The organism is Aminobacter sp. DSM 101952 (genome assembly GCF_001424795.1).
In the GTDB taxonomy this organism is placed as follows: Bacteria; Pseudomonadota; Alphaproteobacteria; order Rhizobiales; family Rhizobiaceae; genus Aminobacter; species Aminobacter aganoensis.
Genome location: NZ_LMCL01000034.1, coordinates 138471 through 153468 on the forward strand (window position 1 = coordinate 138471; position 14998 = coordinate 153468).

Genomic DNA, 14998 nt, shown 5'->3' on the forward strand with positions numbered 1-14998 from the left:
TGGTGTCCTCATCCGCGTTTTGCCGGCGCTGGTGCCTTGGCGAACAACTCATGAAAGACGGGATAGATGTCCGACGGCTTGGCGATGCGCGTCATGGCGAAATTCGGCCACTCGGCGCCGACCTCGCGATAGGCGTTCCATAGCGACGTGCCGTTGTCGGCATGGCGGAACATCTCGCTTTCGCGCTCGTCGATGATCTCGACATAGGCGTAGTACTGGCAAAGCGACATCAGCGTCTTGTCGAGGATCGACACGCAACGTTCGGAGTCGTTGGGGATGTTGTCGCCGTCCGAGGCCTGGGCCGCGTAGATGTTCCAGTCCTTGCTCGGATAACGTTCGCGGATGACGCGCAGCATTTCCTCCAATGCGGTGGACACTACGGTGCCCCCGCTTTGGGTGCTGTAGAAGAACGTATCCTCGTCGACCTCCGAGGCCTCGTGGGTGTGGCGGATGAAGACGATGTCGGTCTTCTCGTAGCGGCGTTTGAGAAACAGGTGCAGCAGCACGAAGAAGCGCTTGGCGAGGTCCTTCTCGCGCTCGCCCATCGAGCCCGAAACGTCCATCAGGCAGAACATCACGGCATTGGCGTTGGGGACCGGCTGCGGCTCGAACCGGTTGAAGCGGATGTCGATGGGGTCGATGTAGGGGATCAGCTTGCGCCGCCGCGCCAGCGTTGCCAGGTCCTCGCGCAGGACCATGATGCGTTGCAGGGTGGCGGCGCTTGGCCGCCTCTCACCCTCCAGTTTCTTGAGTTCCGCCGCGAGATCGTCGATCTCGGCCTGTTTCGGCCGCCTGAGCGCGATACGCCGGCCGAAGCTGTTGAACATCGTGCGTCCGACGCTGATGCTGGTCGGGTTGCCGCTCATCGTGTAGCCGGCCCGGCGCGGCCGGAAGGTCACCACCTCCTTGAGGTTGTGCTTGACCAGGTCGGGCAGTTCGAGGTCCTCGAAGAACAGGTCGAGCACCTCTTCGCGCGACAGCACGAACTGGAAATCGTCCTCGCCGTCTCCCGATGATGACGGGTCCGAGCCCTTGCCGCCGCCGGCGGCCGGGCGGGGAATGCGGTCGCCCGTGCCGAAGGTCTTGTTGCCGGGAAGCACTTCCTCCCGGCGGCCGGTATGCGGCGCGCGCTGGAACGTCGGCTCGCCGATGCCCTTGCGCGGGATCGGGATGATCTGGTCCTGGTCCGCGGTCTCGATCTTGCCGGACCTGACCCGATCGTTGATCGCCCGTTTCAGCTCGTCACGTGCGCGCCTCAGGAAACGCTGCCTGTTGCCAAGGCTCTTGTCCTTGGGGTTGAGGCGCCGATCGATGAAGTTCGGCATGTGTGTCCCCGATCAGCCCGCCTTGTTAACCCGCATGTACCAGTCGACAAGCCGCCGGACCTGGCGCTGCGTGTAGCCGCGCTCGGTCATGCGCTCGACGAATTCGGCATGCTGTTTCTCGGTCGTGCTGTCGCGCTTGGCGCCGAAGCTGATGACCGGCAGCAGGTCCTCGACCTGGCCGAACATGCGCTTCTCGATGACCTCGCGCAGCTTCTCGTAGCTGGTCCACGACGGGTTGCGCCCGTTGTTCTTGGCGCGTGCCCTGAGCGTGAACTTCACCACCTCGTTGCGGAAGTCCTTCGGGTTGGCGATGCCGGCAGGCTTCTCGATCTGCGACAGCTCGGAATCGAGGATGCCGCGGTTGAGGATCTGGCCGGTGTCGGGGTCCTTGTAGTCCTGGTCCTCGATCCACGCGTCGGCATAAGCGATGTAGCGGTCGAACAGGTTCTGGCCGTATTCGCTGTAGCTTTCGAGATAGGCCTTCTGGATCTCGTGGCCGATGAACTCGGCATAGCGCGTGGCGATCTCCGACTTGATGAAATCGAGATAGGACTGCTCGATCTCGTTGGGGAATTGCTCGCGCTTGATCGCCTGTTCGAGCACATACATCAGGTGCACCGGGTCGGCGGCGATTTCCTTGGTGTCGTAGTTGAACGTCTCCGACAGCACCTTGAAGGCAAAGCGCGTGCTGACGCCCGTCATGCCCTCGTCGACGCCGGCGGCATCGCGATACTCCTGCATCGACTTGGCCTTGGGATCGACGTCCTTCAGGTTCTCGCCGTCATAGACACGCATCTTGGTGTAGAGCGGCGAGTTCTCGTGTTCGGTCAGCCGGGTCGAGACGGTGAAGCGGCTGAGGATGTCGAGCACCTCGGGCGCGCAGGGATTGCTCACCAGTTCGCTCTCGCGCAGCAGCTTCTCGTAGATCTGCCGCTCTTCGGTGACGCGCAGGCAATAGGGCACCTTGACCACCAGGATGCGGTCGAGGAAGGCTTCGTTGTTCCTGTTGCTCTTGAACTGCAGCCATTCGGATTCGTTGGAATGCGCCAGCACGATGCCCTGGAAGGGGAAGGCGCCGAAGCTTTCGGTGCCGTTGTAGTTGCCTTCCTGGGTCGCGGTCAGCAGCGGATGCAGCACCTTGATCGGCGCCTTGAACATCTCGACGAACTCCAGCAGTCCCTGGGTCGTGCGGTTCAGGCCGCCGCTGTAGGAATAGGCGTCGGGGTCGGCCTGGCTGAAATTCTCGAGCTTGCGGATGTCGACCTTGCCGACCAGCGCCGACACGTCCTGGTTGTTCTCGTCGCCGGGCTCGGTCTTGGCGATGCAGATCTGGCGCAGCCGCGACGGCGTCAGCTTGACCACGCTGAATTTGGAAACGTCGCCGCCGATTTCTTCGAGGCGCTTGGCCGCCCAGGGCGAAATCAGGCCGGTCAGCCGGCGCCGGGCGATGCCGTACTTGTCCTCGAGCAGGTCGGCCATGCGCTCGGGATGGAACAGGCCGAGGGGTGATTCGAAGATCGGGCTGATCTGGCCGTTGATCTTGAGCGTGTAGATCGGCCGCTCTTCCATCAGCTTCTTCAGCCGCTCGGCCAGCGACGACTTGCCGCCGCCGACGGGCCCGAGCAGATACAGGATCTGCTTGCGTTCCTCGAGCCCCTGCGCGGCATAGCGGAAGTAGCCGACGATGCGCTCGATCGTGTCTTCCATGCCGTAGAACTCGGCAAATGCCGGATAAATCTTGATTGTTCGGTTTGCGAAGATGCGCCCCATCCGGGGGTCCGCGCTTGTGTCGATCAGCGTGGGGGCGCCGATGGCGTCCACCATTCGCTCCGCGGCCGTGGCATACATTGCCGGCTGGTCGCGGCAGGCGAGCAGATACTGCTGGAGGCTCATCTCCTCGGTTGTCTGACTGCTGTAGATTTCCGAGAAGAGATTGAAGACGTCGGTTTCACGTGTTTGCATGGCACCCTCACAATGCCGAAGTCGGTGGGAGTGTAACACCACTTCGACCTTTTGCCTTCATCTCAACTTTCGTGAACAGCCAAAGTTCCCCACAGAATGTCGTGATCGAAGATTTAGTTTGCATGCATGGAATTGTGGCGGCGCATTCGGCCTGGCGAACGGCGCGAGCGCACTGTCCATGGCGGTTTTCTGCCTGCGCTGAAGTTCAACTACGGGCTGTTTCCACGAGAGGCTGACCGCTCGAATGGATCGCGGCCAGTCGCCGGGTTTTTCGGCAGGCCGCCAGGCTCCATGTCGAAATCGCGGCCGCGACACAAGGCGGCACTCGACGCTGCGACCTTCGCCCGGCTATGAACGACGACCGCATGGAGGCGGACAGTTTTTGCAGGGAAGGGATGGCTGTCATGAAGGCACGCATCAAATGGGTTGAGGATCGCACCTTCGTTGGCCAGTCCGGCAGCGGGCACAAGATCGTGCTCGGCACTTCCAAGGAGCCGGGCGGCCAGACCCCGGGGCCGAGCCCGATGGAGCTGATGCTGATCGGCGCCGGCGGCTGCTCCGCTTACGACGTCGTCCACATCCTGGAGAAGGGCCGCGAGGCGATCGAGGACTGCACCGTCGAGCTCGATGCCGACCGCGCCGAGACCGACCCCAAGGTGTTCACCCGCATTCACATGCATTTCGTGGTCAAGGGCCGCGGCCTGGCGCCCGCCAAGGTCGAGCGCGCCGTCAACCTGTCGATCGAGAAGTACTGCTCGGCCTCGGCCATGCTCGCCAAGTCGGCGATCATCACCCACGACTTCGAAGTCGTCGATACCGCTGTCCCTGCCAGCGCCGGCTGACCCCGCTCCGACAAGGCACGGTCTCGATCGGACTTGCCTTGTCCAATTGCGATATCGAGTAAATGCGCGAATGCCGGGCAATTGCGCATTTCCGAAAACCCTGCGAAACTGCCTCGGCAGATGATGAGGCACGACGCATGAGCTCCCGGAGCGAAAACCCAAGGCTCGACGAGGCCGCCCGCGCCGGCTGGCTCTATTATGTCGCCGGCAACACCCAGGACCAGATCGCGACCAAGCTCGGCGTCTCGCGCCAGACCGCGCAGCGCCTGGTGTCGCTGGCCATGTCGGAGGGCCTGATCAAGGTGAGGGTCGACCACCCGATTGCCAACTGCCTCGATCTTGCGGCCAGGCTCCGCTCGCGCTTTGCGCTCGACCTCGTCGAGGTCACGCCGAGCGATCCGGATTCGTCGTCGACGACGATCGGCATCGCCCAGGCCGCGGCCGCCGAGATCGAGAAGTGGCTGCGTTCGCCCGAGCCGATCGTCATGGCCATCGGCACCGGCCGCACGCTCAAGGCGGCGATCGAGCAGCTGCCGCCGATGGAGTGCCCGCAGCACAAGGTGGTGTCCTTGACAGGCAACATCTCGCCGGACGGTTCGGCCGCCTTCTACAACGTCATCTTCACCATGGCCGACACCATCAAGGCACGTAGCTTTCCCATGCCTTTGCCGGCGATTGCCTCCTCGCCGGACGAGCGCCGTATGCTGCATGGCCAGCCCCTGATCCAGCCGACCTTGGCGCTTGCCGCCCAGGCCGACGTCACCTTCGTCGGCGTCGGCGACATGGGCCCCCAGGCGCCGCTCTACGAGGACGGCTTCATCACCGAAACCGAACTCAAGGCGCTGCAGAAGGCGGGGGCCGTCGGCGAGATCGTCGGCTGGGCCTTCGACCGCGACGGCAAGCTGATCGACGGCATCACCAACGACCGTGTTGCTTCCGCGCCGCTGCCGTCTCGTGAACGCTCGCTGGTCGTTGCGCTCGCCATGGGCGAGCGCAAGCTGCCCGGCATCCTTGCCGCCGTCACCAGGCGTCTCGTCAACGGCCTGATCACCGACGAACGCACTGCGGCAGCCTTGCTGGCCGCCTGAGTCGAATCTCGCGAAGCCGCGCCTTTCGACGCTTGGCCTGCCCCACGGCCGAGCGCGCTTTCCCCGTTTTGCTTGCCATATCGGCCGCCAATCCGGCGGCGGGATCGCCGTGTCCAGATTCGTGCTTGACATAAATCACTGCAGATGAATAATTGCCCACAGCCAAGGCAAATGCTCACTTTGGCTTTTGGGAGGAATTCGATGAAACTGAACACGCTCTTCCTGGGCCTGTGCGGAGCGAGCGCGCTTGCGTTTGCCGCCCATGCCGAGACCATCACCATCGCCACGGTCAACAATGGCGACATGGTCCGCATGCAGAAGCTGACGGACGACTTCACCGCCAAGAACCCGGACATCCAGCTCGAATGGGTCACGCTCGAAGAGAACGTGCTGCGCGAGCGCGTCACCACCGACATCGCCACCAAGGGCGGCCAGTATGACGTCATGACCATCGGCACCTACGAGGTTCCGATCTGGGCCAAGCAGCAATGGCTGCTGCCGCTCGACGGTCTCGGCGCCGACTACGACGCCGCCGACATCATCCCGGCCATCGCCGGTGGCCTGTCGGCGGACGGCAAGCTCTATGCCGCGCCCTTCTACGGCGAAAGCTCGTTCGTCATGTACCGCAAGGACCTGATGGAAAAGGCCGGGCTGACCATGCCCGACGCCCCGACCTGGGAATTCATCGCCGACGCGGCCCGCAAGATGACCGACCGTGCCGCCGACATCAACGGCATCTGCCTGCGCGGCAAGGCCGGCTGGGGCGAGAACATGGCCTTCCTGACCGCCATGTCCAACTCCTTCGGCGCGCGCTGGTTCGACGAGAAGTGGCAGCCGCAGTTCGACCAGCCCGAATGGAAGAACACGCTGCAGTTCTATGTCGACCTGATGAAGGATGCCGGCCCGTCCGGTGCTTCCTCCAACGGCTTCAACGAGAACCTGGCGCTGTTCCAGCAGGGCAAATGCGGCATGTGGATCGATGCCACCGTCGCCGCTTCCTTCGTCTCCAATCCGAAGGACTCGACCGTCGCCGACAAGGTCGGCTACGCGCTCGCTCCCGACACCGGTCTCGGCAAGCGCGGCAACTGGCTGTGGGCATGGTCGCTCGGCATTCCGGCCGGCACGCAGAAGGCGGAAGCGGCGCAGAAGTTCGTCTCGTGGGCAACCAGCAAGGGCTATCTCGACCTGGTCGCCTCGAAGGAAGGCTGGGCCAACGTGCCGCCCGGCACCCGCACGTCGCTCTACAACAACCCCGAATACCAGAAGGCCGCGCCCTTCGCCAAGATGACGCTGGATTCGATCAACTCGGCCGACCCGACCAAGCCCACCGTCAAGCCGGTGCCTTATGTCGGCGTCCAGTTCGTCGCCATTCCCGAGTTCCAGGGGCTGGGCACGACCGTCGGCCAGCTGTTCTCGGCAGCACTCGCCGGCCAGTCGAGCGTCGATGACGCGCTTGCCGGCGCCCAGACCGCTTCGGTCCGCGAGATGACCCGGGCCGGCTACATCAAATAGGCAGATCCTCCCTGCCTGGCCGTCCGGTCTCCCAGTCCGGACGGCCTCTTTCCAGACCTGACCTCATCTGCTCGAACGCAGGGTGAACGCCATGGCTACTCGACAGACCAGCACGCTGGCGCGCTTCATGATGGCGCCTTCGGTGATCCTGCTCTTCATCTGGATGATCGTGCCGCTGGCGATGACCCTGTGGTTCTCGTTCCAGAACTACAATCTGCTCAATCCGGCCAATGTCAGCTTCGCCGGCCTGTTCAACTACAAGTTCTTCTACACCGACCCGGCCTTCTTCCAGTCGATCTGGAACACGCTGGTGCTGGTCGTCGGCGTGCTGTTGATCACCGTCATCGGCGGCATCGCGCTGGCGCTGCTGCTCGATCAGCCGATGTTCGGCCAGGGCATCGTGCGCATCCTGGTGATCTCGCCGTTCTTCGTCATGCCCCCGGTGGCGGCACTGGTGTGGAAGAACATGATCATGCATCCGGGCTACGGCGTCTTCGCCGACATCGCCAAGTTCTTCGGCGCCCAGCCGGTCGACTGGTTCGCGCAGTTTCCGCTGTTTTCGATCATCATCATTGTTGCCTGGCAGTGGCTGCCTTTCGCGACGCTGATCCTTCTCACCGCACTGCAGTCGCTCGACGGCGAGCAGAAGGAAGCCGCCGAGATGGATGGCGCGGGCTTCGTCAGCCGCTTCATCTACCTGACGATCCCGCACATCTCGCGCGCCGTCACCGTGGTCATCCTGATCCAGACCATCTTCCTGCTCGGCGTCTATGCGGAGATCCTCGTCACCACCAATGGCGGCCCGGGCTACGCCTCCACCAACCTGCCGTTCCTGATCTACCGCACGGCCCTGCTCGGCTACGACGTCGGCGGCGCATCGGCCGGCGGCATCATCGCGGTCATCCTTGCCAACATCGTCGCCTTCTTCCTGATGCGCGCAGTCGGCAAGAACCTGGACAAGTGAGGAGCAACCGATGGCACGCGCAGTTTCGACACGCCGCAAGATCGGCTTCACCGTTGCAGCCTGGGTCGTGGCCCTGCTGATCTTCTTCCCGATCCTCTACACCATCATCACCAGCTTCAAGTCGGAGACCGAGGCGATCGCCGGCTTCAGCCTGGTGCCGTCGGGCACGCTGGAGAGCTATGCCGAGGTCCAGGCCCAGAGCAACTATTTCAAATTCTTCCTGAACTCGGTGATCATCGCCGTTGGCTCGACCATCCTCGCGCTGGTCGTTGCCGTGCCTGCCGCCTGGTCGATGGCGTTTTCGCCGACCAAGCGCACCAAGGACATCCTGATGTGGATGCTCTCCACCAAGATGATGCCGGCGGTCGCCGTGCTGGTGCCGATCTACCTGATCTTCCGCGACACCTACCTGCTCGACACCCGCATCGGCCTGACCGTCATGCTGATGCTGATCAACCTGCCGATCGTGGTGTGGATGCTCTACACCTACTTCCGCGAGATCCCCGGCGAGATCCTGGAAGCCGCGCGCATGGACGGCGCCACGCTGTGGGGCGAGATCGTCTACGTGCTGACGCCGATGGCGGTGCCCGGCATCGCATCCACCATGCTGCTCAACATCATCCTGGCGTGGAACGAGGCCTTCTGGACCATCCGCCTGACCACCACCAACGCAGCCCCGCTGACCGCCTTCATCGCCTCTTTCTCCAGTCCGCAGGGGCTGTTCTGGGCAAAGCTGTCGGCGGCCTCGACGCTCGCCATCGCACCGATCCTGATCATGGGCTGGTTCTCCCAGCGCCAGCTCGTCCGCGGCCTGACTTTCGGCGCCGTGAAATAGTCGACCCGCGGGAGGAAACCATGGGCAACATCACTCTCAACAAGGTGTCGAAGTCCTTCGGCACGACCACCATCATCCCCGAGCTCGACCTCGAGATCGAGGATGGCGAGTTCGTCGTCTTCGTCGGCCCGTCCGGTTGCGGCAAGTCGACCTTGCTCAGGCTCATCGCCGGGCTGGAGGACACGTCCGCCGGCAAGATCAGCATCGATGGCCGCGACGTCACCGGCGAGGCGCCGGCCAAGCGCCGGCTGGCGATGGTGTTCCAGTCCTACGCGCTCTACCCGCACATGACCGTCTACAAGAACATCGCCTTCCCGCTGAAGATGGCCGGCGAGGATGCCGCCGTCATCGACAAGAAGGTCAAGGATGCCGCGCGTGTGCTGAACCTGACCAACTATCTCGAGCGCCGCCCGGGCCAGCTCTCCGGTGGCCAGCGCCAGCGCGTCGCCATCGGCCGCGCCATCGTGCGCCAGCCCTCGGCCTTCCTGTTCGACGAGCCGCTGTCCAACCTCGACGCCGCGCTGCGCGGCACGATGCGGCTGGAGATCAGCGAACTGCACCACCAACTCAAGACGACGATGATCTACGTCACCCACGACCAGGTCGAGGCGATGACGATGGCCGACAAGATCGTGGTGCTGAATGCCGGCAACATCGAGCAGGTCGGCTCGCCGATGGAGCTCTACAAGACGCCGAAGAACCTGTTCGTCGCCGGCTTCATCGGCTCGCCGAGGATGAACCTGATCAACGGCACCGCCGCCGCCAGGCATGGCGCGACGACGATCGGCGTCAGGCCCGAGCATCTCGGCATCTCCACCACGGCGGGCGAATGGAAGGCGACGGTCGGCGTCGCCGAGCATCTTGGCTCCGACACCTTCCTGCATGTCCAGGCCGGCGATGTCGGCACGCTTACTGTGCGCGCCGACGGCGAGCTTGGCGTGCGCCATGGCGAGACCGTTTATCTCACCCCGAGCCCGAACAAGATCCATCGCTTCGGTGCCGACGGGAGGGCCATGTGAACAACAGGCTCCAGGGAAAGTCGGCGCTGATCACGGGCGCCGCGCGCGGCATCGGCCGGGCTTTCGCCGAGGCCTATGTCGGAGAGGGCGCCGTCGTCGCCATCGGCGACATCAACCTCGAAGCGGCTGAAAAGACCGCCGCCGAGATCGGCCCGTCCGCCTATGCCGTCAAGCTCGACGTCACCGACCAGGCCTCGATCGAAGCGGCGGTCAAGGCCGTCGAGGCCCGGGCAGGCGGCCTCGACATCCTGGTCAACAACGCCGCGCTGTTCGATCTCGCCCCGATCGTCGAGATCGGCAAGGCAAGCTTCGACAGGCTGTTTGCAGTCAACGTCGCCGGCACCCTGTTCACCATGCAGGCTGCCGCCCGCTCGATGATCGCGCGTGGCGAGGGTGGCAGGATCATCAACATGGCGAGCCAGGCCGGCCGTCGTGGCGAGGCGCTCGTCGCCGTCTACTGCGCCACCAAGGCCGCCGTCATCAGCCTGACCCAGTCGGCCGGCCTCGACCTGATCAGGCATGGCATCAACGTCAACGCGATCGCCCCCGGCGTGGTCGAGGGTGAGCACTGGGAGCACGTCGACGAGCTTTTCGCCCGGTACGAAAACCGGCCGCGCGGGGAGAAGAAGCGCCTCGTCGGTGAAGCTGTCCCCTTCGGTCGCATGGGCACGGCGCAAGACCTCGTCGGCATGGCGATCTTCCTCGCCGGGCCGGAGAGCCGATACGTCGTCGCCCAGACCTACAACGTCGATGGCGGCAACTGGATGAGTTGAAGTTTCCTTCTCCCCTTGCGGGAGAAGGTGGCCGAGCGGAGCGAGGCCGGATGAGGGGTGTTCCACGATGGCGCTCCGTCCAGCACCCCTCATCCGTCTCGGCGCTGCGCGCCGATCCACCTTCTCCCGCAAGGGGAGAAGGTGTCGCGAATGCCCGCGCCCAGGAAAGGAAAGCGTCGAACCCATGACCGTGAAGCTCTCCCTCGCCACGCTGCCGGATTTGCCCGCCAATGTCGCGCGCCCGGATTACGACCGCGCCTCGCTCCGGGCAGGCATCGTCCATTTCGGCGTCGGCAATTTCCACCGTTCGCACCAGGTGGTCTATCTCGACGAACTGCTCAATTCCGGCCAGGGCCATGACTGGGCCATCGTCGGCGCGGGTGTCTTCGATGGCGAGAAGGCCGGCCGCGCCAGGCTGGCCGAGCAGGATTGGCTCACCACCGTGGTCGAGCAGGACAGTGGCCACATGAGCGCCCGCGTCACGGCGGCGATGGTCGATTTCCTGATGCCCAGCGATGCCGCCGCCATCATCGAGCGCCTTGCCGATCCGGCGATACGCATCGTCTCGCTGACCATTACAGAGGGCGGCTATTTCATCGATCCGGCGTCGGGCCTGTTCAACCCGACCCATCCCGACATCGTCGCCGATGCCCGCAACATCGCCGCGCCGAAGACCGTGTTCGGCATCATTCTCGCCGGCCTCCGCCGTCGGCGCCAGGACGGCATCGTGCCCTTCACCGTCATGTCTTGCGACAACATCCCCCACAATGGCCGGGTTACTGCCGATGCGGTGATCGGCCTGGCAAGACTCGTTGATGAGAGCTTCGCCGACTGGGTTCGCGACAACGTCGCCTTCCCCAACTCCATGGTCGACCGCATCACTCCTGCCACCTCCGACCGCGAGCGCGGCATCCTCGCCGCCGAGTTCGGCGTCGACGACAACTGGCCGGTGTTCTGCGAGCCGTTCAAGCAATGGGTGATGGAGGACCGGTTCACCGATGGCCGGCCGGCGCTGGAAAAGGTCGGCGTCCAGTTCGTCCACGACGTCGCCCCGTTCGAGCTGATGAAGATCCGCATCCTCAATGGCGGCCACGCCACCATCGCCTATCCGGCCGGACTGATGGACATCCACTTCGTCCACGAGGCCATGGAAAACCCGCTCGTGCGTGCCTTCCTGGCCAAGCTCGAGCGCGAGGAGATCATGCCCACCGTGCCGCCGGTGCCGGGCGTCGTGCTCGAGGAATATTGCCAGCTCATCGAGCGCCGCTTCTCCAACCCGAAGATCGGCGACACGGTGCGCCGGCTTTGTCTCGACGGCTCCAACCGCCAGCCCAAGTTCATCATCCCGACCATCGCCGACCGGCTCGAGGCGGGCGGCGGCATAACCGGCCTCGCGCTCGAATCGGCGCTCTGGTGCCGCTACTGCTTCGGCACCACCGACTCAGGCGCCGTCATCGAGCCCAACGACCCCAACTGGACCCGCCTGCAGGCGACGGCCAGGGCGGCCAGGGAAGCGCCCGGTGCCTGGCTCGCCATGGAAGACATCTATGGCGAGGTCGGCAAATCGGCGGCCTTCGCCGCGGCCTTCGCCCATGGCCTGGACGCGCTGTGGACTCTGGGCACCGGGGAAACCCTGACGCGTTACCTCGGCGACAGCCTCTGAGGCCGGGTCGCCGCTGCCCGCTGGCATTGGCCATGGCGCGCATATAGACTGCGCGTCATGGTTTTGATCGCGGCATTTTCAGACCTGTCGGACTTGCGGCAAACGCTGCCGGTGGCGCGCCTGTGCGCTGGCCGCAGCCGGACATTGTCGTCCTGATGGCGGCCCATCTTTGCGCCGTCGACGTGGGCACGGGCAGCGCGCGCGCCGGCATTTTCGACCCCGCCGGCAAGCTGCTCGGCCGCGCCGAGCATGCCATCGCCATGAACCGCTCGACCTCCGGCCAGTGCGAGCACGACTCCGAGCAGATCTGGTCGGCGGTCGGTGCTGCCGTGCGTGACGCGCGTGCTGCCGCCGGCGTCGATGCACGCGACGTCGCCGGCATCAGCTTCGACGCGACATGCTCGACCGTGTTCAGGACCCGGAACGGCGAGCAGGTCGGCGTTTCCGCCGGCGGCGGCGACCGCTGGGACACCATCGTCTGGCTCGATCATCGCGCCTTGGCCGAGGCCGACGAATGCACCGCCACCGGCCACGCGGTGCTCGGTTATGCCGGCGGCGTGATGTCGCCGGAAATGGCCACGCCCAAGCTGATGTGGGTCAAGCGCCACCTGCCGCAAAGCTGGGCCCGCACCGGCCAGCTCTTCGACCTCGCCGACTTCCTTTGCCACAAGGCATCGGGCTCGCTCGCCCGCTCGCAATGCACGCTGACCGCCAAATGGACCTATCTCGCCCATGAGCGCGAGGCCTGGCGGCACGACTTCTTTGCCGCGGTCGGCCTCGCCGACATCTTCGACCGTGCCGCCCTGCCGGAGCGCGCCAGCCCGGTCGGCACCGATCTCGGCCCGCTCACTCCGGCCGCCGCCGAAGCGCTCGGCCTCACCACCGCTTGCCGCGTCGGCGCCGGCATGATCGACGCCTTCGCCGGCGCGGTCGGCGTCATCGGCGGCCTACCGGGCATCGAGCGCCACCTCGCCCTGATCGCCGGCACCTCGAGCTGCGTCATGGCGATGTCGCCGGAGCCGCGCGCCTTTGCCGGCGTCTGGGGGCCGTATTTCGGCGCCGCCCTTCCTGCGCTGTGGCTGAGCGAGGGCGGCCAGTCGGCCACCGGCGCGCTGCTCGATCACATCGTCCGCTGGCATGGCGCCGGCGGCGAACCCGATGCCGCGCTGCATCGCAAGATCACCGAGCGCATCATGCAACTGCGTGCCTGCGAAGGCTTAGACCTCGCCGGACGCCTGCATGTGCTGCCCGACTTCCACGGCAACCGCTCTCCGCTGGCCGACCCGCATGCGCTCGGCGTGATCAGCGGCCTGACGCTCGATTCGTCCTTCGACAGCCTGTGCCGGCTGTACTGGCGCACCGCCGTCGCAATCGCACTTGGCCTGCGCCATGTGCTCGATGCGCTCAATGCCAACGGCTACGGCATCGACACGCTGCACGTCACCGGCGGCCACACCCGCAATCCGCTCCTGATGGAGCTCTATGCCGACGCCACCGGCTGCACCGTCGTCGAACCGGTCGGCGGCGACGCCGTGCTCCTGGGCACGGCCATGGCTGCTGCCGCCGCCGCCGGCCTTTACCCCAACCTCACCGAAGCCTGCGCCGCGATGCGCCAGGAAGGTCGCGCGCGCCGTCCCAACCCGCAGGCATGGCCGCGCTTCGACCGCGACTATCGCGTCTTCCTCGAAATGCACCGCCAGCGCAGGGCGCTCGACGACATCGTCTGAACCCTGCGCCGTTCCCATGCAAAGAAGGCGGCGCGGCTAGTCGTGCGGCTGCCTCAGGGCGCGTGCACCATCTTGGTCGGCGTTTCCAGCAGGCTGAAATCGGAGCCGTCGCATGTCACGTCGGGGTTGGTCGGGCTGAACATCCCGAGCGGGTTGTCCTTGAACAGCCAGGCGTGCAGGTCATAGTGGACGAAGTCCTTCGGGATCAGCGGTTCATGCCCCTCCATCGGGCCCTGGAATGGCTGGCCGAAAAGGCTCGGCCGCTCCTTGGCTGCCGCGAGCGGGACCAGCCATTCGACCGCGACCAGGCGCAGCTTCTTGCCGTCGGGCTCGTAGATCAGCACGTTCGGACGCTTCGGATCCGGCGGGCCGCTGACGGTGACGTTGACGAAGTGGATGCCCATGGCTCCCTTCGGATACTCCATGTGCCCTTCGATCTTTTCGCCGTTGTAGTGAACGCACCCCACCGTCGACAAATAGAGGTCGCGGATCGCATTGTAGGGGTCCTGGTATTTTTCCAGCGCCTGGCGAATGGCGTCGATTTCGGCCTTGTTCGGCTCTTCTGCCGGGGCCTGTGCGACGCCCCAGAAACCAGCCAGAGCAATGACCACGCAACGAGCGAGACTTGCAGTCCTCATGGCAGTTCCTCCAATTTGTGTTTCGCGTAAAAGCTGTACAAATGGACGACGCCTGAATGTCGCTCCGATCACTCCAATTGTAAATTCCTCGAAGCGGGCCGATGCGAGCCGCGCAAGGGAGTACCGCACAAAACGACAAACGCCACGGGTGGGGGATCCCGTGGCGCTGCCTTGTCGACGTTGGAGCCGAGCCGGCTAGTTCGACTTCAGCACGGCGGTCACGCGGTCGCCTTCGTCGTTCAAGATGATCGACACCGTCTCGCCGGCCTGGAGCGGCGGCAGCGCGACGTGGTGCGGCACCGTATAGCTCTTGCCGTTCTCGAGCGTGATGACACGGACGTCGTGATTGTACCTGGCGACAACGCCGTTGGGGGACGACGCGAATGCCGCGCCGGCAAGGAATACGAGCGGTGTTGCGATGAGGAGGATGGTCTTCATTTTGGGGTACCTTCTGTTTTTGGACAAAGGCAGGGGCGTACCCGGCATCGCTTGATGCCTGGATTGTCCACGCCGGTGTTTTTTAAGGATTTGACTTCGGTCCGGTGACCGGTGATGCGGGCATGCAGGCTGGCCGCAAGCCATTTCGATTATCGGTAGCGCATTTTTGTCTCCTGCCTGTTTGGCGGCTTTTCGAGCCGTAGTTGAAGGCT

Annotated in this window: 13 protein-coding genes; 9 read left to right on the plus strand and 4 right to left on the minus strand. The window is 64.7% G+C overall.

Going from position 1 to position 14998, the window contains the following annotated elements; all coding sequences use genetic code 11:
• Positions 1-8: 8 nt before the first annotated feature.
• Together ASC75_RS23625 and ASC75_RS23630 are read right to left on the minus strand one after the other, a co-directional pair.
• On the minus strand, positions 9-1325 hold the full coding sequence (locus tag ASC75_RS23625) for a YeaH/YhbH family protein (protein ID WP_055981450.1): 1317 nt from the start codon (positions 1323-1325) through the stop codon (positions 9-11).
• Positions 1326-1337: 12 nt separating this feature from the next.
• Entirely contained in the window at positions 1338-3287 is a 1950-nt protein-coding gene (locus ASC75_RS23630; RefSeq protein ID WP_055981454.1) for a PrkA family serine protein kinase, read from the minus strand.
• A gap of 404 nt (positions 3288-3691) precedes the next feature.
• Here ASC75_RS23630 and ASC75_RS23635 point away from each other — a divergent pair, with 404 nt between their 5' ends.
• The 9 genes from ASC75_RS23635 (at position 3692) to ASC75_RS23675 (ending at position 13710) form a co-directional block, all read left to right on the plus strand.
• Complete coding sequence (locus ASC75_RS23635; RefSeq protein ID WP_055981716.1) at positions 3692-4129, plus strand: OsmC family protein; 438 nt, start codon at positions 3692-3694, stop codon at positions 4127-4129.
• Between the two features lie 137 nt (positions 4130-4266).
• The gene (locus ASC75_RS23640) at positions 4267-5217 is read left to right on the plus strand and encodes a sugar-binding transcriptional regulator (protein WP_055981457.1); all 951 of its coding nucleotides are present in this window, start codon (positions 4267-4269) and stop codon (positions 5215-5217) included.
• A gap of 201 nt (positions 5218-5418) precedes the next feature.
• On the plus strand, positions 5419-6729 hold the full coding sequence (locus ASC75_RS23645; protein WP_055981460.1) for a sugar ABC transporter substrate-binding protein: 1311 nt from the start codon (positions 5419-5421) through the stop codon (positions 6727-6729).
• Between the two features lie 91 nt (positions 6730-6820).
• Complete coding sequence (locus ASC75_RS23650) at positions 6821-7693, plus strand: sugar ABC transporter permease (RefSeq protein WP_055981466.1); 873 nt, start codon at positions 6821-6823, stop codon at positions 7691-7693.
• A gap of 10 nt (positions 7694-7703) precedes the next feature.
• On the plus strand, positions 7704-8528 hold the full coding sequence (locus tag ASC75_RS23655) for a carbohydrate ABC transporter permease (RefSeq protein WP_055981469.1): 825 nt from the start codon (positions 7704-7706) through the stop codon (positions 8526-8528).
• A gap of 20 nt (positions 8529-8548) precedes the next feature.
• Entirely contained in the window at positions 8549-9547 is a 999-nt protein-coding gene (locus ASC75_RS23660) for an ABC transporter ATP-binding protein (protein WP_055981472.1), read from the plus strand.
• Positions 9544-10320 (plus strand): L-iditol 2-dehydrogenase, encoded by a 777-nt coding sequence (locus tag ASC75_RS23665; RefSeq protein ID WP_055981474.1) that lies wholly within the window; start codon positions 9544-9546, stop codon positions 10318-10320. Before ASC75_RS23660 ends, ASC75_RS23665 begins: the two co-directional genes overlap by 4 nt.
• Positions 10321-10504: 184 nt before the next feature.
• On the plus strand, positions 10505-11983 hold the full coding sequence (locus ASC75_RS23670) for a mannitol dehydrogenase family protein (protein WP_055981477.1): 1479 nt from the start codon (positions 10505-10507) through the stop codon (positions 11981-11983).
• Positions 11984-12138: 155 nt separating this feature from the next.
• Positions 12139-13710, plus strand: a complete 1572-nt coding sequence (locus ASC75_RS23675) for an FGGY-family carbohydrate kinase (protein WP_055981719.1) — start codon at positions 12139-12141, stop codon at positions 13708-13710.
• A 53-nt stretch (positions 13711-13763) separates the two neighbouring features.
• Here the strand turns inward: ASC75_RS23675 and ASC75_RS23680 are convergent, their stop codons facing one another.
• Together ASC75_RS23680 and ASC75_RS23685 are read right to left on the minus strand one after the other, a co-directional pair.
• A complete protein-coding gene (locus ASC75_RS23680) occupies positions 13764-14348 on the minus strand; it encodes a hypothetical protein (RefSeq protein WP_055981480.1) in 585 nt (194 codons plus the stop codon).
• Positions 14349-14543: 195 nt separating this feature from the next.
• Positions 14544-14786: a DUF1344 domain-containing protein gene (locus tag ASC75_RS23685; protein WP_055981483.1), complete on the minus strand. Its 243-nt coding sequence runs from the start codon at positions 14784-14786 to the stop codon at positions 14544-14546.
• Positions 14787-14998: the final 212 nt, after the last annotated feature.

Excerpts from the sequence above, each read along its gene's own strand:
- ASC75_RS23625 (WP_055981450.1), bottom strand. The coding sequence starts at position 1,325 with ATGCCGAACTTCATCGATCGGCGCCTCAACCCCAAGGACAAGAGCCTT.
- ASC75_RS23630 (WP_055981454.1), bottom strand. The coding sequence starts at position 3,287 with ATGCAAACACGTGAAACCGACGTCTTCAATCTCTTCTCGGAAATCTAC.
- ASC75_RS23635 (WP_055981716.1), top strand. The coding sequence starts at position 3,692 with ATGAAGGCACGCATCAAATGGGTTGAGGATCGCACCTTCGTTGGCCAG.
- ASC75_RS23640 (WP_055981457.1), top strand. The coding sequence starts at position 4,267 with ATGAGCTCCCGGAGCGAAAACCCAAGGCTCGACGAGGCCGCCCGCGCC.
- ASC75_RS23645 (WP_055981460.1), top strand. The coding sequence starts at position 5,419 with ATGAAACTGAACACGCTCTTCCTGGGCCTGTGCGGAGCGAGCGCGCTT.
- ASC75_RS23650 (WP_055981466.1), top strand. The coding sequence starts at position 6,821 with ATGGCTACTCGACAGACCAGCACGCTGGCGCGCTTCATGATGGCGCCT.
- ASC75_RS23655 (WP_055981469.1), top strand. The coding sequence starts at position 7,704 with ATGGCACGCGCAGTTTCGACACGCCGCAAGATCGGCTTCACCGTTGCA.
- ASC75_RS23660 (WP_055981472.1), top strand. The coding sequence starts at position 8,549 with ATGGGCAACATCACTCTCAACAAGGTGTCGAAGTCCTTCGGCACGACC.
- ASC75_RS23670 (WP_055981477.1), top strand. The coding sequence starts at position 10,505 with ATGACCGTGAAGCTCTCCCTCGCCACGCTGCCGGATTTGCCCGCCAAT.
- ASC75_RS23675 (WP_055981719.1), top strand. The coding sequence starts at position 12,139 with ATGGCGGCCCATCTTTGCGCCGTCGACGTGGGCACGGGCAGCGCGCGC.
- ASC75_RS23680 (WP_055981480.1), bottom strand. The coding sequence starts at position 14,348 with ATGAGGACTGCAAGTCTCGCTCGTTGCGTGGTCATTGCTCTGGCTGGT.
- ASC75_RS23685 (WP_055981483.1), bottom strand. The coding sequence starts at position 14,786 with ATGAAGACCATCCTCCTCATCGCAACACCGCTCGTATTCCTTGCCGGC.